Origin of the sequence: Brevibacillus sp. FIR094 (genome assembly GCF_050477165.1) — a bacterium.
GTDB lineage: Bacteria > Bacillota > Bacilli > Brevibacillales > Brevibacillaceae > Brevibacillus.
On record NZ_JBEAES010000002.1, the window covers coordinates 291,376 to 309,748 of the forward strand.

The 18,373-nt window shown below is 45.6% G+C and carries 18 protein-coding genes; 2 read left to right on the forward strand and 16 right to left on the reverse strand.

All coding sequences use genetic code 11. The features are described from left to right. Position 1: 1 nt before the first annotated feature. From ACQ5DJ_RS02720 to ACQ5DJ_RS02795, 16 genes are all read right to left on the reverse strand, one after another. Positions 2-958: an ABC transporter ATP-binding protein gene (locus tag ACQ5DJ_RS02720; RefSeq protein WP_429841059.1), complete on the reverse strand. Its 957-nt coding sequence runs from the start codon at positions 956-958 to the stop codon at positions 2-4. Between the two features lie 6 nt (positions 959-964). Next, complete coding sequence (locus ACQ5DJ_RS02725) at positions 965-1,819, reverse strand: ABC transporter permease (protein ID WP_429841060.1); 855 nt, start codon at positions 1,817-1,819, stop codon at positions 965-967. Beyond that, positions 1,812-2,789 (reverse strand): ABC transporter permease, encoded by a 978-nt coding sequence (locus ACQ5DJ_RS02730; protein WP_429841061.1) that lies wholly within the window; start codon positions 2,787-2,789, stop codon positions 1,812-1,814. Before ACQ5DJ_RS02730 ends, ACQ5DJ_RS02725 begins: the two co-directional genes overlap by 8 nt. Before the next feature lie 93 nt (positions 2,790-2,882). Continuing rightward, complete coding sequence (locus ACQ5DJ_RS02735) at positions 2,883-4,649, reverse strand: ABC transporter substrate-binding protein (protein ID WP_429841062.1); 1,767 nt, start codon at positions 4,647-4,649, stop codon at positions 2,883-2,885. A 17-nt stretch (positions 4,650-4,666) separates the two neighbouring features. Beyond that, positions 4,667-5,410, reverse strand: a complete 744-nt coding sequence (locus tag ACQ5DJ_RS02740) for a PIG-L deacetylase family protein (protein WP_429841063.1) — start codon at positions 5,408-5,410, stop codon at positions 4,667-4,669. A 128-nt stretch (positions 5,411-5,538) separates the two neighbouring features. Further along, a complete protein-coding gene (locus ACQ5DJ_RS02745; protein WP_016739861.1) occupies positions 5,539-5,862 on the reverse strand; it encodes a metal-sensitive transcriptional regulator in 324 nt (107 codons plus the stop codon). A gap of 91 nt (positions 5,863-5,953) precedes the next feature. After that, positions 5,954-6,580, reverse strand: a complete 627-nt coding sequence (locus ACQ5DJ_RS02750) for a nitrite reductase (protein ID WP_429841064.1) — start codon at positions 6,578-6,580, stop codon at positions 5,954-5,956. 102 nt (positions 6,581-6,682) lie between these two features. Then, positions 6,683-6,886 (reverse strand): copper chaperone CopZ, encoded by a 204-nt coding sequence (copZ, locus tag ACQ5DJ_RS02755; RefSeq protein ID WP_017247941.1) that lies wholly within the window; start codon positions 6,884-6,886, stop codon positions 6,683-6,685. Between the two features lie 144 nt (positions 6,887-7,030). Continuing rightward, positions 7,031-9,481 (reverse strand): bifunctional diguanylate cyclase/phosphodiesterase, encoded by a 2,451-nt coding sequence (locus ACQ5DJ_RS02760; RefSeq protein WP_429841065.1) that lies wholly within the window; start codon positions 9,479-9,481, stop codon positions 7,031-7,033. A gap of 43 nt (positions 9,482-9,524) precedes the next feature. Further along, positions 9,525-10,754 (reverse strand): putative bifunctional diguanylate cyclase/phosphodiesterase, encoded by a 1,230-nt coding sequence (locus ACQ5DJ_RS02765; RefSeq protein WP_429841066.1) that lies wholly within the window; start codon positions 10,752-10,754, stop codon positions 9,525-9,527. After that, complete coding sequence (locus ACQ5DJ_RS02770) at positions 10,658-11,971, reverse strand: sensor domain-containing diguanylate cyclase (protein ID WP_429841067.1); 1,314 nt, start codon at positions 11,969-11,971, stop codon at positions 10,658-10,660. The genes ACQ5DJ_RS02765 and ACQ5DJ_RS02770 overlap by 97 nt, the downstream gene beginning before the upstream one ends. A gap of 24 nt (positions 11,972-11,995) precedes the next feature. After that, positions 11,996-13,642 (reverse strand): methyl-accepting chemotaxis protein, encoded by a 1,647-nt coding sequence (locus ACQ5DJ_RS02775; RefSeq protein WP_429841068.1) that lies wholly within the window; start codon positions 13,640-13,642, stop codon positions 11,996-11,998. Positions 13,643-13,924: 282 nt separating this feature from the next. Beyond that, complete coding sequence (locus ACQ5DJ_RS02780; protein WP_429841069.1) at positions 13,925-14,635, reverse strand: thermonuclease family protein; 711 nt, start codon at positions 14,633-14,635, stop codon at positions 13,925-13,927. A gap of 379 nt (positions 14,636-15,014) precedes the next feature. Further along, positions 15,015-15,686: a class I SAM-dependent methyltransferase gene (locus tag ACQ5DJ_RS02785; protein ID WP_429841070.1), complete on the reverse strand. Its 672-nt coding sequence runs from the start codon at positions 15,684-15,686 to the stop codon at positions 15,015-15,017. After that, entirely contained in the window at positions 15,662-16,051 is a 390-nt protein-coding gene (locus ACQ5DJ_RS02790) for a MerR family transcriptional regulator (RefSeq protein ID WP_429841071.1), read from the reverse strand. The genes ACQ5DJ_RS02785 and ACQ5DJ_RS02790 overlap by 25 nt, the downstream gene beginning before the upstream one ends. A gap of 114 nt (positions 16,052-16,165) precedes the next feature. Then, positions 16,166-16,606 carry a CBS domain-containing protein gene (locus tag ACQ5DJ_RS02795; RefSeq protein ID WP_429841072.1) on the reverse strand — a complete coding sequence of 147 codons (441 nt, stop codon included), beginning with the start codon at positions 16,604-16,606 and terminating at the stop codon, positions 16,166-16,168. A 151-nt stretch (positions 16,607-16,757) separates the two neighbouring features. On the opposite strand from ACQ5DJ_RS02795, the gene ACQ5DJ_RS02800 reads away from it, so the two are divergent. Then, on the forward strand, positions 16,758-17,102 hold the full coding sequence (locus tag ACQ5DJ_RS02800; RefSeq protein ID WP_106833426.1) for a YugN family protein: 345 nt from the start codon (positions 16,758-16,760) through the stop codon (positions 17,100-17,102). Between the two features lie 65 nt (positions 17,103-17,167). Beyond that, positions 17,168-18,337, forward strand: a complete 1,170-nt coding sequence (gene ftsW, locus ACQ5DJ_RS02805; RefSeq protein ID WP_429841073.1) for a putative lipid II flippase FtsW — start codon at positions 17,168-17,170, stop codon at positions 18,335-18,337. Positions 18,338-18,373 lie beyond the last annotated feature (36 nt).

The following is an 18,373-nucleotide window of genomic DNA, read 5'->3' on the forward strand; positions in this document are numbered from 1 at the left end:
CTTACCCTCCTACAAAACAGGATACAAAATGCCCTTCATGCACTTCTCTTATTAGAGGTGACTCTACCTTGCATTTGTCTTGCACATGCTGGCATCTCGTATGAAATCTGCAACCTTTTGGCGGGTTAATGAGCAGCGGCACTGTCCCCGGAATCGAACGGCATTCTTTCTCGGGGTCATTCATATCGGGAGTGGCAGCGAGCAAACCTTGTGAGTACGGATGACTTGGGTTCGTAAGCAATTGTTCCGTTGACCCACATTCCACAATCTTGCCCGCATACATAATGGCAATCCTTTCACAGATGGCTGTCACCATCGGCAGGTCGTGAGAGATAAGGATAATGGATAAGTCCATAGATCGTTGCAGATCTTTCAATATCGCGATGACTTGCGCTTGGGTCAACACATCCAGTCCAGTCGTCGATTCATCTGAGATGACGACCTGCGGATTACAGGCTAGTGCCATCGCTATGGCTACACGCTGTTTCATTCCTCCACTGAATTCATGTGGGTATGACTTGCGCCTCTGCTTCGGAATCCCCACCATTTCCAATAGCTGCTCTGTTCGTCGGATCGCTTCGGCCATCGTTATTTTTTCGTGTAACATAATCGCTTCCACGATTTGATCCCCAACCGTAAATACAGGATTCAAGGCATTCATCGCGCTTTGGGGAATAACAGAAATCGATTTCCAGCGGAGCTTTTCGATTTGCTCTGCTGGCGCCTGCAACAAGTCGACGCCACCCAGCATGGCCTTCCCGCTCATGACCTTCCCCGGGTATTCGAGCAAGCGCAGAATGGACTGAATCACGGTGGACTTCCCGCAACCAGACTCTCCGATCAATCCGAGCATTTCCCCCTTTTCTAGGTGAAAGCTGACATCCTCAACCGCTTCTACTACACCATTTGCCGTATAAAAGTGAGTGTGCAAATTTTCCACGACGAGAACTTTATTCATGGCTAGTCACCCTTTCCGCAGCCGAGGATTAAAGATTTGTTCCAGTGAGTAGCCAGCAAAAGCAAAGCCGATAACCAGCGCTGTAATTAACACACCCGGCGGCAAGATCCACCATAGCCATGCATCCGTCAAGAAAGCACTCCTCGCCTGTGCATAATACAGGGTCGTTCCCCAGCTTTTATTCAAAGGGTCACCCAAACCTAGAAAACTGAGGGAAGCCTCCAACAAGATGGCATTGCTTGCCGCCATGATGAATTGCGATAAGGCGATCGGTACGACTCCCGGCAAAATATGACGGAACATCACGGTAGGAACGCTGCTACCAATTGATCGCGAGGCCTCCACGAACCCTTTCGTTTTTATCGTAAGGACCTGTGAGCGAACCACCCTAGCAGGAGATGCCCAGGTCAATACGGTAATGACGAAAATGAGATTCCAAAAGCTCGGACCGATAAACGCGGCGAGCAAAATCATCAAAGGCAAAAAAGGCACTACGAGTACCAAATCTACCAGTCTCATTAAAGCAGAATCGATTTTTCCCCCGAAGTAACCGGCAACGATCCCCACAACAGAACCGATCAAGATAGAAAGCATTGCAGCTAAAATACCGATGGTCAACGATATGCGCGAACCATATATCAGCTCGCTAAAAATGTCTTGTCCAACGTCATTGGTTCCGAGTACATAATCTCCGCCAGGCGGAAGAAAAGGCGCGGCTACACGTTCTTCCGGGTCAAAAGGTGCTAGGAGTGGTGCCGCTAGCGCAACGATTGCAAATAGAAGAAGGATGATGGTACCAATCGCCCCGAGTCGGCTAGATTGAAAAATGGTCCAGTACTGCAGCCATTTGCCTTTATCCATTGTTCCTTCCCACCTTTGGATCGAGAATCGGGTATAAGATATCTGCTAGAAAGTTGGCGATGACTACGCTCAGGGTAATGATAAGAAAAGCAGCCTGTATCACTGGATAGTCCCTGCTTAAGACGGCCTCAAACATCAGCCTGCCGATGCCTGGGTAGGCAAAAACTGTTTCAATCACCGTTGCTCCTCCAAAAATATTACCAAGACTGAGCATGAATACCGTAGCTACCGGGAGTAACGCATTCCGCATGGCATGACGGTACTTGATCATTTTTTCTTTTACGCCTTTGGCTCTGGCCATCATAATGTAGTCCTCGCCCAGCACGTTCAGCATCGAATAGCGCATCGTCATATAGGTTGTCGTAACGGTGATCAATACGAGTGTCACCAGCGGTAAAACGAGATGATGGGCAATATCGGTAACTCGATCTAAGCCAGTCAGATTGCTCCATGCCGTCTGTGCCCCAAAGATGGGGAACAGCCCCCACTGTGCAGCAAAAATCGCTACCAGAATCATGCCCAGCCAGAAGGACGGCATCGCGCTTAAAAACATAAATATCGTCAAAAGACTAATATCGCTTCTTTTCCCCCATTTCCAAGCAGATATCGTCCCAAAAATGACGCCTAACAAGGTAGAAATCACTAAGTTCAATCCAGTTAACAGCAGCGTCCACGGCAACCGCTCCGAAATCAACTGCGTTATCGGCATCTTTTGTTGGTAGGAATAGCCGAAATCCATCGTCGCCATATTCCCCAAATAGATGAAGTATTGCTCCAAGAGTGATTTATTCAATCCGTGTGCCTCTAATACGGCCTCTTTCTCTTCCGTCGTCATGAGCATGATGTCTTCTCCAGCTATATACGCGAGAGGACTCCCTGGCATCAAACGAGGGAGGAGGAAGTTCAATGTCAGCATAATAAAAATAACGAAAATATATTGAGTGACCTTGCCTGTTAGAAATTGGGTCATCCGTACACCTCTTTTTTCGATAATCAACAGGAACAAATGGTTCCCCCGCAATAACCTTGAGGAGCATGACTGCAGGGGAAGCTGTCCACATGCTTACCTTTCGCTCTTCGTTTTTCTATTGCTGAGCAAATACCATCCACCCGCTACGACGACGATAATGATGAGCATGGTCACGATCGAGGTCGTGCCTTTTCCTGTATTCGCATTCGCCTGTTCTTGCGTGAATGCTGCTGGCTGTTCCGTTGTCACAGGGGATTTTTCGCCATTGGAAACAAAGGAGAGCTTGTTGATGATGCCTTTCCCATCCTGGAATACCCATCCATCGTACTTAGCGGGATTGTACGCACTAATTTCCTCTGCATAGTACAAGGGGACGATGGGATATTCTTTGGCTACCTGCTCTTGCATCTGATTGATAATCTGTTGGCGTTTTTCCGGTTCCACTGTAGCATCGAGCTGTTCAGCCAGCCTGTCAAACTCAGCACTTTTGAACCCGCCAATATTGGTACCCCCCTTGCCAGCTAGATCGGAGTGGAACAAATCAATCAGTCTGGCAGGGAACAACTGCATCGTGGTCGACCAGCCAAACATCGTCATGTCATAATTCCGGCCTTTGGTGACATCATATTCGGGCCAGACAAGACTAATCACGGTATCGGGGTCCATCGGTCGAACTTTCATATCAATCCCGATCGTTTTCATCCATCCCGCAATGATTTCGGCCGAGCGTATGCTAGAAGGATTGTTTGACTGGACCAGATTGACGAGTTCGAGCTTTTTGCCATCTGGCGCCTCTCGTAGGCCGTCATTGTCCGTGTCTTTATAGCCTGCTTGTTCAAGAATGGTTTTGGCTTGTTCGACATCGGTCTTATGTACGACTGCCTTGTTGTAAGAAGAAGTAGCTGGATGAATAAAGCCGGGACTTCCTTTTGTACCAAAACCGAGCAATACCGTATCTACCAAGTATTGCGGGTCGATAGCAAGACTTAGCGCTTGGCGAAATTTTTGATCGGACATCGGGAACTTTTCAGCGTTGAATTGGAGAAAGGTTGTAGCAAAACCGGGGCCTCTTTCCACTTTAATAGACGGATTGCTTCCAAACTCTTTGACGAGTTCCGGCTGGACTCTGCGACTGATGACATCCAGCTGCCCTGCCTTGAGCGCTGTAAACATGGCGTTAGCTTCAGCGATGATGGGGATGACTAACGTATCGATTTCCGGTTTTCCTTTAAAGTACTGCGGGTTCGCTTTTAGCTTATAAAATTGATCCTTTTTGTAATCCTCTAAAATGAAAGGACCGCTCCCCAAGGAATTGTTGAAGTTATCAGGATCAGTCACAGAGCTCCAAATATGTTTCGGGAGAATTGGCAAATCAGCGAGAGGTTGAATGAAGAAATCTGGTTCAGGCTTTTCAAGCTCCATAATCACAGTGGTGGGGTCGGGTGTTTGAATGCTTTTCACGAGTGCAGCTGGGGTTGTAAAGCGGGATTTTTTATATTTCAACAGGTATTCGTAGGTGAACTTCACATCCTCTGAGGTCAAAGGCTTTCCGTCCTGCCACAAGATTCGGTCATGCAAAATCATTTTGTATTGCTTGCCGTCTTCGGATACCGTGAATTCTTTGACCAGCCAAGGAATCGGTTTATTGCTTTTATCGAGGATAAATAGCGGGTCGTAGAGAAGATTGACTAGCTCGAGTCCAGGAAAACCGGTATTGTATGTGTACAGATTCAAGGAGCGTTCATCCTGTGTGATCCCAAGCTTCACCTCCCTGTGGTTCTCGGCACCTGCCGGAACAACGAACAACGTGGAAAACAGAGCGATGAGCATCCATATGATCCCGATTCGATTATGCTTCACCCGACATCTCTCTCCTATTAGTTGATCAGTTCTTTCAAATGGAAGTTCCCATCACGTTTATATGCTTCAGCTAATGCAAAATGACCATGCGTTGCCAAACCGTGATACACATGAATGGCTTGATCGAGTACCTTGTGCACTGCTCTTCCCTTTTCGTAGTCAGTGGGTAGCGCGGTAAACCCAGGGACGATAGCCTCCATTGCCTTCGCATCGACCGCTTCTTCAAAATGTCGGCCACTGAACTCCATCTGACTATACAAAACATCCATCGCTTGATTTTTTCGTTCCCACACCGGCGAAATATCAACGACACAGTTGGGATGATGCGGCGTCATGTAATAAATCGTCGGGATCGGGTGAGCTTCCAAGCCAGGCATTTCATCTAAAGCAAACTCCCGGCTTGCCAATGCGATACTTTCCAAAATCAATATCATGGCTTGTCTACGGTCTGGGTCCAAGTCGTGAAAGGAATGCTCCGGATCCTGCGTAATGATAATATCTGGCTTCACTTCTCGGATAATCCGTACAAGCTTTTTCTTGGATTCCGGACTGACATCTACATAACCAGATTGAAAACCGGGGAAATACATCTGAACCCCCAATACCGCTGCCGCCTCTGTAACCTGCGGGCGTGATTTTTCGCTAGACAGCATGATCGAGGCGTACGATTCTCCTCCATTGTTCACGTGAATGGCAAGAGCACCGCCACACTCCACCACTTCCATTCCGTACACACCTAATAGCAACATTTTCTTGCCCATTTTTTCATCTCCCTTGTTATCCTGTTTGAATGATATTTTCTGTATTATGAAAATATTCTGACTTGATGATACTATACCCCACTAACCTATATTTCGCAATAATAAAAAAGCTTCATTTCTGAAGCTTTTTATTTCATCAGCTTATTCATCGTGGTTAACAGTTCGTCAATGACTGCGCTGTCCCCTTCTTGGATGCGTTCAATCACACAGGATTTCATATGTCCTTCCAAAAGGATACGTCCCACTGAATTTAAGGCAGATTGTACCGCAGCAATTTGATTCAAGACATCATCACAATAAGCATCCTTCTCCACCATGCCTTTAATCCCGCGAATCTGTCCCTCAATCCGATTGAGACGCGCCTGCAAGTTTTGCTTGGTTTTTTCTGAATGATGACTGTTTCGATCAGATGTATGACAAGACTGTACAACGTTCAATTCTGCACTTGACAATGAGATTCCTCCTCTAATCATCCTAGCAAACATACGCTTCGATTATAATCTAAATTTTCAAAATGTAGCAAGTTCCATATTCACATATCGATCAGGAAGACAGCCCTAATTCTTTTCGGACATTTTCCAATCCATATCGCTCGACAAACTTGAAAAACTTCTCTCTCTTTTTCCCTTGCGTCTGATACAACGTAATGATGCTTTGGACGATGGAGGATAATTGTTCTTCCTTCACCTGCTCGACCAGGAGCTCAGCTGTTTTGGCCTCCATTGTTTTCGATTGGCCTCCGACGTAGATTTCAAAGGTTTCTTTTCGCTTGACGATCCCAATATCTTTAACCAACGGCTCTCCACAGGCATTTGGGCATCCCGTATAACCGACTCTCATCGTAAAAGGAACAACCATCCCTGCAATCGTATCATTCAAATTTCTCGCTGCCTCTAGCCCTTCAATCTCTGCTCCTTTGCAAAAAGAACAGACAGACAAATTCTTCACAACAGAGCCCGTTTCGTACACGCATAAGCCTTTTTCTCGCAGCGCTTTTTTGGCATCCTCCGCCTTCTCTTCATTCATCTCGACAATAAGCTGCTGAAAGGTCGAAAGTTCAATTTGTGCATCCTCGCCAACGATTTGACCGATCGCCACCATATCTGCTGGAGTAAACACAGACCCGCCGACACGAATTTCTGGACTTACGGCAAACTGTACACGCTTCAAAAGACATTCCTCCTACACTATTTTGGTTTGTAATATTCAGTTAACTACATGTTATAAGAAAGGCTGCCATTCTATAATCACAGCCTTTCCCACAACTAATGCTTAAACGACATCGTATCCTTGATCTTCAATGGTCTCTTTCACATTTTCCAGCGAAACAACGGATTCATCAAAAGTCACGCTTACCTGATTGTCAGCAAGACTTACCGTTGCTTTGCTAACCCCGTCTACTTTTTGAAGAGCACCTTCTATGGAGATGACGCAGTGATTGCAGGACATTCCTTGTACGTTCAAAGTGACATTCATCTTACATCCTCCTTTGTTTTGGGGAAGCTTTACTTGATTACATTTTACGATACCCCTGTAGGGTATTCAATACCCAATTTTACATTTTCCTGCTGTGTACATACAAAAAAAGCTCCCCATCCATAAAAGACAGGGAGTTTTTCCTTACGCTTCTTGGCTGAGATGACTTCTGGTGGGAACAAAAAATACTTGCTCTACCTCATTCGCGGATAATGGACGACTGTAATAGTACCCTTGAATTTCCTTGCAATGATTTTCTGTCAAAATATCTAACTGATCCTTTGTTTCAATGCCTTCTGCAATTACCTCTAACTTCAGATGCTTCGCCATCGAAATAATGGTGGCCACAATGGCTTTATCGTTATCATTTCGAGACAGGTCTGTTATGAAGGAGCGGTCAATCTTTAATTTGTGAATCGGGAACTTTTTCAAATAGCTTAAAGAGCTGTAACCGGTTCCAAAATCATCCAAACTAATTCTCGTTCCAATTTTGTTTAACTCATGCAGGATACTGATCGATACTGCCGGGTCCATCATCATGCTCTCTGTGATTTCCAGTTCCAAAAAGTGTGGGCCAAGCTTGGTTTCCTCAAGGATATTTTTGATGTACTGCACTAGGTTCCGTTGGTGGAATTGATGGGAGGACAAGTTGACGGAGACGGGTATCAACGGTCCGCCTTCATCATGCCACTCCTTCATTTGCCTGCACGCTTCGCGAAGCACCCACGTACCAATCTCATAAATCAACCCTGTCTCTTCAGCAATAGGGATAAACACTCCGGGTGAAAGCATCCCTTTGGTCGGATGATTCCACCTGACGAGCGCCTCCACTCCGATCATGCGATTACTTTCCGCATGAAATTGAGGTTGGTAGTGCACTACCAGCTCATTTCGTTCAATTGCTTTTCTGAGATCACTTTCTATCTCAATATTTTCCAACAATTGGACATCAAACTCCGGTCTATAGAACAAGTGACCATTTTTTCCCTGTTTTTTCACCTCGTACATAGCCGTATCCGCTTTTTTGAGCAGCGCGACAGCATCCGTTCCGTGGTCTGGGAATATCGCCGTTCCAATACTTGCTGATATGTAAAATTCACTGTCTTTTAGCGAGAATGGCTGTTTCAACGCTTCAATGATCTTATCCGCTAAACTTGCCGCTTCCCTGCGGTTCGCTCCTGTTTCGCAAAGGATGGTAAATTCATCTCCACCCATGCGAGCAATTGTTGCGTGGTACCCTTCCGCACTCTTTACGATTCTGTCGCTGACCCCCTGCAAAAAGATATCGCCGTAGGAGTGACCTAAGGAATCATTGATCATTTTGAAACGATCGATGTCGATAACCATGACGGCAAAGCTCGTTGAATCTTGGCTGCTTTTTTCAATAGATTGATGAAGGACTTGATTAAACTTTCTTCGATTCGGTAAGTCGGTCAGCTCATCGTGATAAGCTAAATACCTAATTTTTTCTTTCACGCGATTCTCTTCGGTAATATCCTTCACAATGATGTGATTCCCGACAACTTCTCCCTCAATCTCTACTGGGACATTGAGTACACTCAGCTCTACGCGATTTCCGTTCGGATGAAGGATGGTCGTCTCAAAATTATTACGAATGGGCTGAAAAGACTCGGCAAAAGAATCTTTGGTGATGTCCCTTTTCTCCTCAACTATATGCATGCCAATTTTCGATACGTGTTGATTGATGAATTCTTCCTCCCGCAGTCCACCAATCTTCGTGACAGCTGGGTTCATTTTGATAATACATCCACCTGTATCTAAGGAAATAATGCCGTACTCATTATTTTTATATAGGGAACGATACCAGCTTTCATTTTCCTGAATGACCGTATCTTTTTGCGAGAGTCGTTTGTTAATAAACAAGCCGAACAATGTAATGCCCATCAGTATAAAGGTGGCCAAGACAATGATATAGGCCAGGGTCTCCGGTTCGATCTGCGCTTCTATCTCGGTTGTCGGCAGTTCCGTTACGTAGAAATGCGCTGCAACCATCCCAGTGTAATGCATACCCGCGATTGCAGCTCCCATAATGAGTGAGCTCCCCAATTTGTATACATACGCGTAATTCGACTGATCACGGCGAAAGTAAAACAAGAGCCAAAGTGCCGCTGCCGAAGCAGTCGCTGCAATGATAATGGACAAAATAACGATCCACGTATCGTATGTAATTTCAATAATCATCGCGGCCATTCCAACGTAGTGCATTCCAGATATTCCAGCAGCCATAAGAATTCCCGCGATACCTAATTGTCTTGCATTGAGGTCGCCTTTCGTGACGGTAAACAAGGCTATGCTTGAGACAAAAATGGCAAGAATGACAGATAGAATGACATACTCCATGTCATAAAGAACCTTAATTGGGAGGGTAAGTGCAAGCATTCCGACAAAATGCATGGACCATATTCCGAGCCCCATCGTTGTGGCACCAAAAATCAACCAGAGTAGCTGATGCTTCCCCTTGCTTGTACTCACTCTGGCTGCCAGGTTGAGAGCAGAAAAAGAAGCTGCAACCGCGATTAAATAAGAGAGTATCACAAGGAAACTGTCGTACGTCCCATGAATCTGATGATCCAAGCTCCTTCACCGCTTTCCTTTTGTAAAATCTCGATGGTCTCACTTAAACCAAGCTGCCTGATTCACCATAACGATTTACCTGCAAGTAGGAATCGATTTCTTTCGTGGGCAGCGGTTTACTGTAGAAGTACCCTTGGACTTCATTACACATTTGTTCCTTTAGAAAATCAACATGTTCTTGTGTTTCTACACCCTCTGCAATAACAGCAATTTTCATGTTGTGTGCCATATGGATGATCGTTTTAATAATCGCTTGATTCCGTGGATTCAAATTCCGGACAAAGGATTGGTCGATTTTTAGCCGATCGATCGGAAATTGACTTAGATAGCTCAAAGAACTGTAGCCCGTCCCGAAATCATCGATACTGATGCTAATCCCGAGGCCTTTCAAGCGATTCAAAATCCGAATCGTATAGTCTACATTTAGCGCCATGCTTTCCGTGATTTCCAGCTCCAAGCATTGCGGAGACAAGCCAGTCTCTTCAAGGATCGAGGTAATCATCTCAATGAGATTGTTTTGCATAAATTGGCGTAAGGATATATTCACCGCAACCGCCAGCTGAGTAAAGCCTGCTTCTTGCCACACTTTTATCTGTTGGCATGCCGTTCGCATTACCCATTCTCCAAGCGGTACGATTAAGCCTGTTTCTTCTGCGATCGGGATAAATTGAATAGGTGGGATGAGGCCAAGGTCTGGATGTTCCCAACGAATCAATGCCTCCATGCCGATAATCTGGCCCGTCTGCAGTTGAATCTTCGGTTGGTAGTGCAGCGTAAATTGTTTCTCATCCAAAGCTTTTCGCAGCTCTCTTTCAAGCTGTAGCTTTTTGGCTAAAATCTGATGCAGCTCCTCCGAGAAAAATTGATAATTGTTTTTCCCTTGCTCTTTTGCCAAATACATGGCAGCGTCCGCATGCTTCAACAGCGCTTCAATATCGTCTCCATCTTCTGGATACATGCTGATGCCGATACTTGGTGTGATAAAGATTTCGATATGGTCTAACGTAATCGATTCGGACATGCTCGTGATGATTCGCTGCGCAATTTCACCAACCTCTTTGTGTGTGACACCTGTGAGAAAGATGGCGAACTCATCTCCGCCTAGTCGAGAAACAGAATCCCCTTTTCGCAAACACCCGATGAGCCGATTTGCTACTGCTTGTAAAAGGACATCCCCTATGGAGTGACCCAGCGTATCATTGATGTTTTTAAATCGATCCAAATCGATGAACATGACGCCGATGTTCTCATCTTTTTGTTTTGCTTTGAGCATCGCCTCTGCCAGTTTTTCATGAAAAGCGTTCGATTCGGCAGGTTGGTTAAGGAATCGTAATGGGCCATGTAGCGAATCGTTTCTTCCGCCTTTTTTCTCTCGGTAATATCGATCATGGAGCCTACCATTTCCACGATTTCTCCGTTTTCCTCAATAGGTGACAACGTAATGTAATAATCATTTCCGGATAGTTTCAGTTCGAAGGTAACGGGTTCGCCAGCAAACGCTCTGCGAAAATAGCTTTCCATTTGCTCTGCTACCTCATATGGAAAGATTTCATACGACGTTTTTCTCAGCATTCTTTCAGACGTTAGCCCGAGCTCTTCCGCAATTTTCCCTTCACACAAAGTATAGGTGATGTTCCCTTTCGGATCTGTCACGATCTTGAACACACAGTTTTGCAAGTTTTGGACCGTCCTGCGAAAATCGTTCTGCAACGCTTCTGCTAGAGCTGCCTCTGCTTCAATCCGGTCGGTAATGTCCGTACGGATCGAAACATATTGATACGGAACTCCCCGATCGTCTAGAAATGGCACGATGGTCGTATTCATCCAGTATTCATTGCCGTTTTTGGCGCGATTCTTTACTTCGCCCTTCCAAACACGTCCTTGCTTGATCGTTTCCCACATCAATTTAAAAAACGACTTGGAATGATAGCGAGAGTTAATGACCCGATGTGTATTTCCTACCAATTCATCCACTTCGTATCTGGAGATTTCACAAAACTTGTCATTTACATAGGTAATGACGCCTTTGTCGTCTGTAATCGCTACAATCGAAGATTCATCCAGTGCATTTTTGATATCGTGCAAGTCTTTCATCGTCTTTGAAAGAGACTCTTCCATCTGCTTTCGTCTCGTGATGTCCGTCCCGATTCCCACGTACTGATAAAGGAATCCGCTGTCGTTCATGAACGGCACTAACGTCATGCTAAGCCAATATTCCGTACCGTCCTTTGCCCGATTTTTCATCTCGCCTTTCCATACTTTTCCTCGGCTGATGGTATCCCATAGCGATTTAAAGTAGTTTCGCGGATGGAAACCGGAATCGACGATGTTATGGTTCTTTCCGATTAATTCATCACTACTAAACTTGGATATTTGGCAGAAGTTGTGATTGACGTAGGTGATGATTCCTTTTTCATCTGTTATCGAAATAACAGATGACTCTTCCAATGCAGATAATGCATACTTTACATCTCTGATTTGATTAAACACATGGCACCCCCGCCTGTTCTCGCATTACAATTGAAACTTACGGATGGAATGCTGCAGCTCTTCTGCCATTTCGGCGAGTGTACTGGAAGCGGTTGTAATCTGTTCCATAGAAGCTGTTTGTTCTTGTACAGAAGCAACTACGCTTTGTGTGTTTTCCGCTGCCATCCTTGAAACATGCGCAATTCCCTCTATAAATTCCACTACGGAAACAGTTCCGTTATTGGCTTCATTGATTTGTCCTGACATTTCTTGTGTTCTTTTCGAGACTTCGTCTACTACCCCCAAAATTTTGTAGAAGGCAACTCCAGCTTGTTCGATCATGATGACTCCTTCTTTAACAGCTACGTCCCCTTGACTCATGACGTGAATCGCCTTTTCCGTATCTCTTTGAATATCCCCGATGATGGAAGCGATCTGTGAAGCAGCTTGCGCGGACTGTTCTGCTAATTTGCGAACTTCATCTGCTACAACTGCGAATCCTCTTCCCTGTTCTCCCGCTCTCGCCGCTTCAATCGCTGCGTTTAACGCCAATAAATTCGTTTGACTCGCGATTTCCGTAATAATCGAAATGATGGAACCAACTTCTTTTGATTTTTCACCGAGCATATTGACCACTTCGGTAGAAGAGCTCACTCTTTGATTAATCTCATTCATTTGTTCGATTGATTTGGCAACCACTTCATTGCCTTCGGTTGCTGTTTTGTTCGCTTCAACGGATGAGTTGATCGCATGATTCATGCTCATTGATACTTGCTGCATAACTTGCGAGATGCTCACGGCAATCTGTGTAGCATTCTCCGCGTCATTGACTTGCTGCTCAGCACCTGCTGCAATATCTTGGATCGATTGGGATACGTTCTCTGCTGTCTGACGTGTTAATTCGGAGCTGGCTGTCAATTCCTCGGAGGAGGCTGCTACTTGTTGTGAATGGAAGGAGACTCTTTCTAATAAATCTTGCAGATTGTGCTTCATTTGAGAAAAATGGCGAGCTAGTTCACCGATTTCGTCGCGATTCTTGATTTGAATATCTGCTGAGGCCAAGTTCCCTGCAGCAATTTGTTCTGCTGCATGCGTGATCAGTAAAACGGGACGAGAAATGGCACGTCCAATCATGAGGGCGATACCTACTCCTGTGAGAAGAGCAAGTAAGCTAAGCAAGACAACCAGGAGCTTTGTAGATTGAATATTGCTATCCAGCTCGGCAATTTCTAGATCCAACAGTTTCTGTTCGAGAGCAACAAATTCTTGGGCTTTTTGAATAAACATTTCGCCGACTGGCGTACATTCATCTTTGACCAAGCGCGTGTACTCTTCTACTTTGTTTTGTTTCTTTAACGCGACAACCCGATCAATAATTTCCTCGTGTTGGGCATGTAGTTCGTTCATCTCTGTTACAAGTTTTTGCCCTTCAGAATTCATACCCATTTTGGATAGTTCGGAAGTAAGCTCTTTATAACTGTCATTTGCCTTCGTATATCCCGCCAGATAGCTGTCATCGCCTACAATGACGTATCCTCGTGCATACTTTTGTCGTTCACTGACACTTGCAATAATGTCCTTGGACAGCATTTCCTTGTTAATTCGGTCTTCGATCATTGTCCGATAACGAGAATCGATGGATGAAATCTGAGAATAACCAATGCCTGCGACTGCCACCAATAGTAATAGCACTGCCAAAAATCCTAAAAAAGCTTTTCCTTACCGTCAACTTCATAATAGTTGTTTCCCCCATCGCAATTCTACGAATTATTCCTTCATTCTGTGAACTATGTAAGATATTTAATAATCCCTTTCTCTTATGTAACGGCATTTTCTATAGGTCTTTTGACCTTTCTTATCATACAACACCGTTCTGTAACATTTTTGGAATTCTTTTCGACAATGAAAAAGCCCCGACTGCCAAGGCGGCCGAGGCTTACATCAATATTTATGAGGCTACTCTTCTTACATGGCTTATCGTTTTGGCGCCCGAAAGCCTGCTTGCTGCGCTTCTTCCTCCGTCGTAAACCACATCTCCGCTTTTGTTTTCTCGTAGCTAGCGGAGCCTGGAACATGATAGATTTTCTCGCCTTTGCTGTTGATATTGCCCTTGATGGTTTTGCCTTCAGGTGGCGCGGTGTCTGCCGCCGTATTGTCCTCGGTCTGTTTTTTAGGCTTGGCTTTTTCCTTAGGAGCCTCAGCCTGCTGCCCTTCTAAAGCCCACAGCCCGCGATTCTGCTCCCTTGCTTCCCGCTCCGCTGCCAGGAACAGTTCTGCTTGGGCTACATTCGGTGGGATCGTCATGATCCGGGCGTAGCCGTCACGAACGAGCTTTTCATTGACAAAGGTGCCGTCTTCCAAATATACGTAAGCAAGCAAACGCTTGTATTTGTCATAGGGCTCGACATCGAACTTCAACTTGACCTTTTTGCCAGTTAAAAGTTCCTTAGAGTAATTGCTCGCTTCTTTCCCATACGGTTCGACTGGATGGTTGGGTTTCACTGTCTCTGGGGTATCCACGCCAATCATTCGGACTTTTTCTCCGCTGTCCAGCTCGAATGTATCGCCATCAACCACTCTTTTGATCACAGCATCCATCGCGCCGTTAGCTTCTGGTTGTCCAGACGATCCACATGCCGATAGCAAAAGAACCAGTGCGAGCAGAAATATGGTTAATCGTTTCATAGACTTCCTTCTCCTCTTCTACGTTGCATTGTTTTCCAGCGTAGTGGATTTGCCAACGCAGGTCAATAGAAGAGAAAAGAAGTCCGTTTTTCCTAACGAAAAAAACGACCTTCGCGTGAGGTCGTTTTGTCTATACGTCCAGACTTTAGTCACGATCGGCGCTAAACAAGAACAACAGGACGACCACGACAATAATAATCCATATAAATTCCTCGTTTTCGCGATCAAAAAAACCGTCGAACAGACCCATGGTGGAGTCCTCCTTTCCTTCTCGCTACAGCCTATGCAAAAGGCTAGACGCGTGCCAGTAGTTGGAAGAGCCCAAAAGTAAAATGCGTGTTCAAAAGTCGACTCTTTGGAAAACTGTTCTAGGAACGAACTACTTACAAGTAGACAAGATCAAATGCGTATAGGTACCTAGCTGTTTTACTTCATTCGTAAAATTTAGATTGGCAAGCTCCTGTAGCAATCGGGAGCGATCGGCATAACAGCGGTCCTGAATATCTGCTATCACTCTCGTTTGACCTTCCTCCTCTAGGGTATCAAGATGAGCTTGTCTATGTGTCTGATCCTCAAACATTAGATCGGCAATGACCAACCGTCCCTCTGGTTTTAAAACGCGGCGACATTCCGCCAAGGCAAGCTGCTTCTGATCATCCGTCAAATGGTGCAAGGCGTAACTCGTAGCCACAAAATCAAACCGATTTTCTAAAAACGGAAATGCGAAGAAGGTTCCCAGCTTCGTCTCGACTTCTGGGTGTTTCACTCTGCATTGCTTCAGCATTTGCGGAGATTGGTCGAACCCGCTCATCCTGGCTCCTTTTTTCACGAGACGCCCTGCGAGGTTTCCTGTACCCGTTCCTGCATCCAGACCACACTCTCCCGGTTTAACTGCAACAGTCGCAACAACCTCATCCAACACGTTTTCGTATGATTCATGACCATTCCCACCATGTACCCATTCGTCGTAACAGTCTGCCCATTCATTAAAATTCCATCGATCCACCCAGTTATCCCGTGTCTGCTTCAATCGCTTGTTCGCTTCTGCCAATGTAAACAGCTCTCCTGGATCAATCGATTCTCTACCCTTATCCGCTCAATCATCGCTTCTGTCGTTTGGATGACCTTGCTCATTTCTACCCACCTTGTATACATAAACGAACGCTGCAGCTCTAAATAATGGAGAAGACTACCTTCCTGATCTTTCATTTGAATCAGGAGCTCCCGAATGTCTTCTACCGCCATCCCGACCTCGCGCAGCGTCATGATGGTTTGCAGCCTCCAGACATCTTCCTCTGTGAACTGGCGATACCCGGACGCATCTGCTTTCGATGGCTTGATCAGCCCTTTTTCTTCATAATATCGAATTGCACGCGGGGTTATTTGCAAGCGATGGGCCATGTCTTTGATTTGCATGGAACTCTCTCCCTGTATCATTCTGTTTCTATCATAAACCTTGACGCAGCGTGAATGTACAGAACGAATGAAAAAAAGCTGCCGGATTCTTTCCGACAGCTCGTTTCTCTCTTATTAATGTGTCGCCGGCTCAGAAATTTGCTGGAGAGCGTCACTCGCCTCGTCTTGGTGGAATTGACGAATTGCCATATCTGCCAACGCCACAATTCCGACCAGCTTGCCTTTCTCGACAACAGGCAAACGACGAATTTGATGCTGGGCCATGATCCTGGCCGCTTCATCGACAGTCGTTCCTGGTTGCCCAAGAATAATGTCCCGTGTCATGACCACCTCGGTGGCAGTCGATCCCTCATGCTTTTCAGCCAAACCGCGAATTACGATATCGCGGTCCGTAATGATCCCGATCACATCATCTTTTTCATCCACAACCGGAATGACCCCTACATTCCAATCGCGCATTTTGCAAGCCACTTCATACACATTATCCTTAAGCGTCACAGTAGCGACATCTTTTGTCATAATTTCGCGCAGTGTGCGATTTTCCAGCTTCGCCATTTCATTCTCCTCCTTTTGCTAATGAACGATTGTAGTTTGTCCTCTCCCCTATCGTTTCATGCGCAAGAAAGAGTATGATATATTGCGCTTCTTCCAAAAACAGACTATGATTAATAAGTGAATATCTCACCCATTTTTAGGAGGAAAAAGAATGGTCATTAAGGACACGGGGATTGGCACGAAAGAAGTCTTTTTCGCCGATCTGGAGCACTACATGAGCGAACTCGGCTTTGATCGCGGCGCTTGGGATTACAAGCATGCTACATACGATTATAAAATCCACGATAAAGGCAATGTCTTCTACCTGCGTATCGAAGCGAACGTGACAGAAGGCAAATTGGAGGATACGCACGCTGTCCTGAAGCTTGAAGATCCTTATATGGGCAAACATCTTTTCCCACACGGTCTGGATTACGATTACCCAATGCCAGACTCCGTTGTAAAAACAGCGAAATTGAAGCTGCAATTGCTAGGCGAAAAGCTGTCCTCACACTAAAAAATGAAATGGCACGGTGTACAGAGAGGAATCCCCTCTCTGTTTCACGTAGAGGGGGTATTTTTATGAAGACGAGGGGCGTTCCCGACTTCTTGCTCCTGTTTTTGACCGCCCTACTTGTTGGGTTTGGCATAACCATGGTGCTCAGCTCCAGCTCCATTTTCGCATTGACCAGTTTTACAAGTGGCGGCTGTGATTATTGTGGCGGAGATGAGCTTTATTTCGTGAAGCGTCAATCGGTTTTCTTGCTGGTCGGTGGCGTTGGGATGCTGGTGGCCATGAATATTCCCTTCTCCTTTTATAAGAGAAATTTCTTATTGATTGCGCTCGTCAGCTTCTTTTCTTTGCTCCTGGTTCTTGTTCCAGGTATTGGTAAGCAAGTTAACGGAGCTCGATCGTGGTTTGAAATCGGTTCTGCAACCATACAGCCTGCGGAGTTTGCCAAGCTTGGCCTTATTCTCTACTTGGCAGCGATCATCTCTAAAAAAGGGAACGGGATACAAAAGCTGAAATCTGGTTTGATGCCCCCATTGATGGTAACGGGGATGTTTTTTATGCTGATTGTAGTCCAACCCGACCTCGGTTCTGCCGCCATCTTGCTCGGGTGCGCTTTGATTGTCATGATCTGCGGTGGGGCCAAAATCCGTCATCTAGTCGGTCTCGGTGCACCAGCTGTGACTGTTGCACTATTGGTATACATCACAGCAAAGCCCCATGCCTTGAATCGGATTTACTCCTATCTCAATCCGTGGAGTGATATGGATGGCACTGGCTACAACATCATTCAATCCTGGATTGCCATTGCACATGGTGGTCTAACTGGGACAGGCTTTGGAAAAAGCATTCAAAAGTATTTGTATCTGCCGGAGAGGCATACCGATTTTATTTTCTCGATTATGACAGAAGAGCTCGGTTTTATCGGTGCCTCTGTGTTCCTCTTGATCTACTTGCTTTTCCTGCTGCGCGGCATCCATATTTGTCTGCGCGTAAAAGACACCTTTGCCAGTCTGGCAGGCATCGGTGTTGTCAGCATGTTCGCCATTCAGGCGATCCTAAACATTGGCGGAGTTACGGGTTTGATTCCATTGACAGGTGTACCATTGCCATTTATCAGTTATGGTGGCTCCTCTTTACTCGTATGTCTGCTCGCCACTGGCTTTTTGCTCAGTATTTCGCGGGAAGTCAGTCGCCAGAAGGTAGAAGAGCAGTTACAAAAACAGCCATATGCCATGTAAAAAACAAACAAAAGGGATACTGGATGCGTCCAGTAT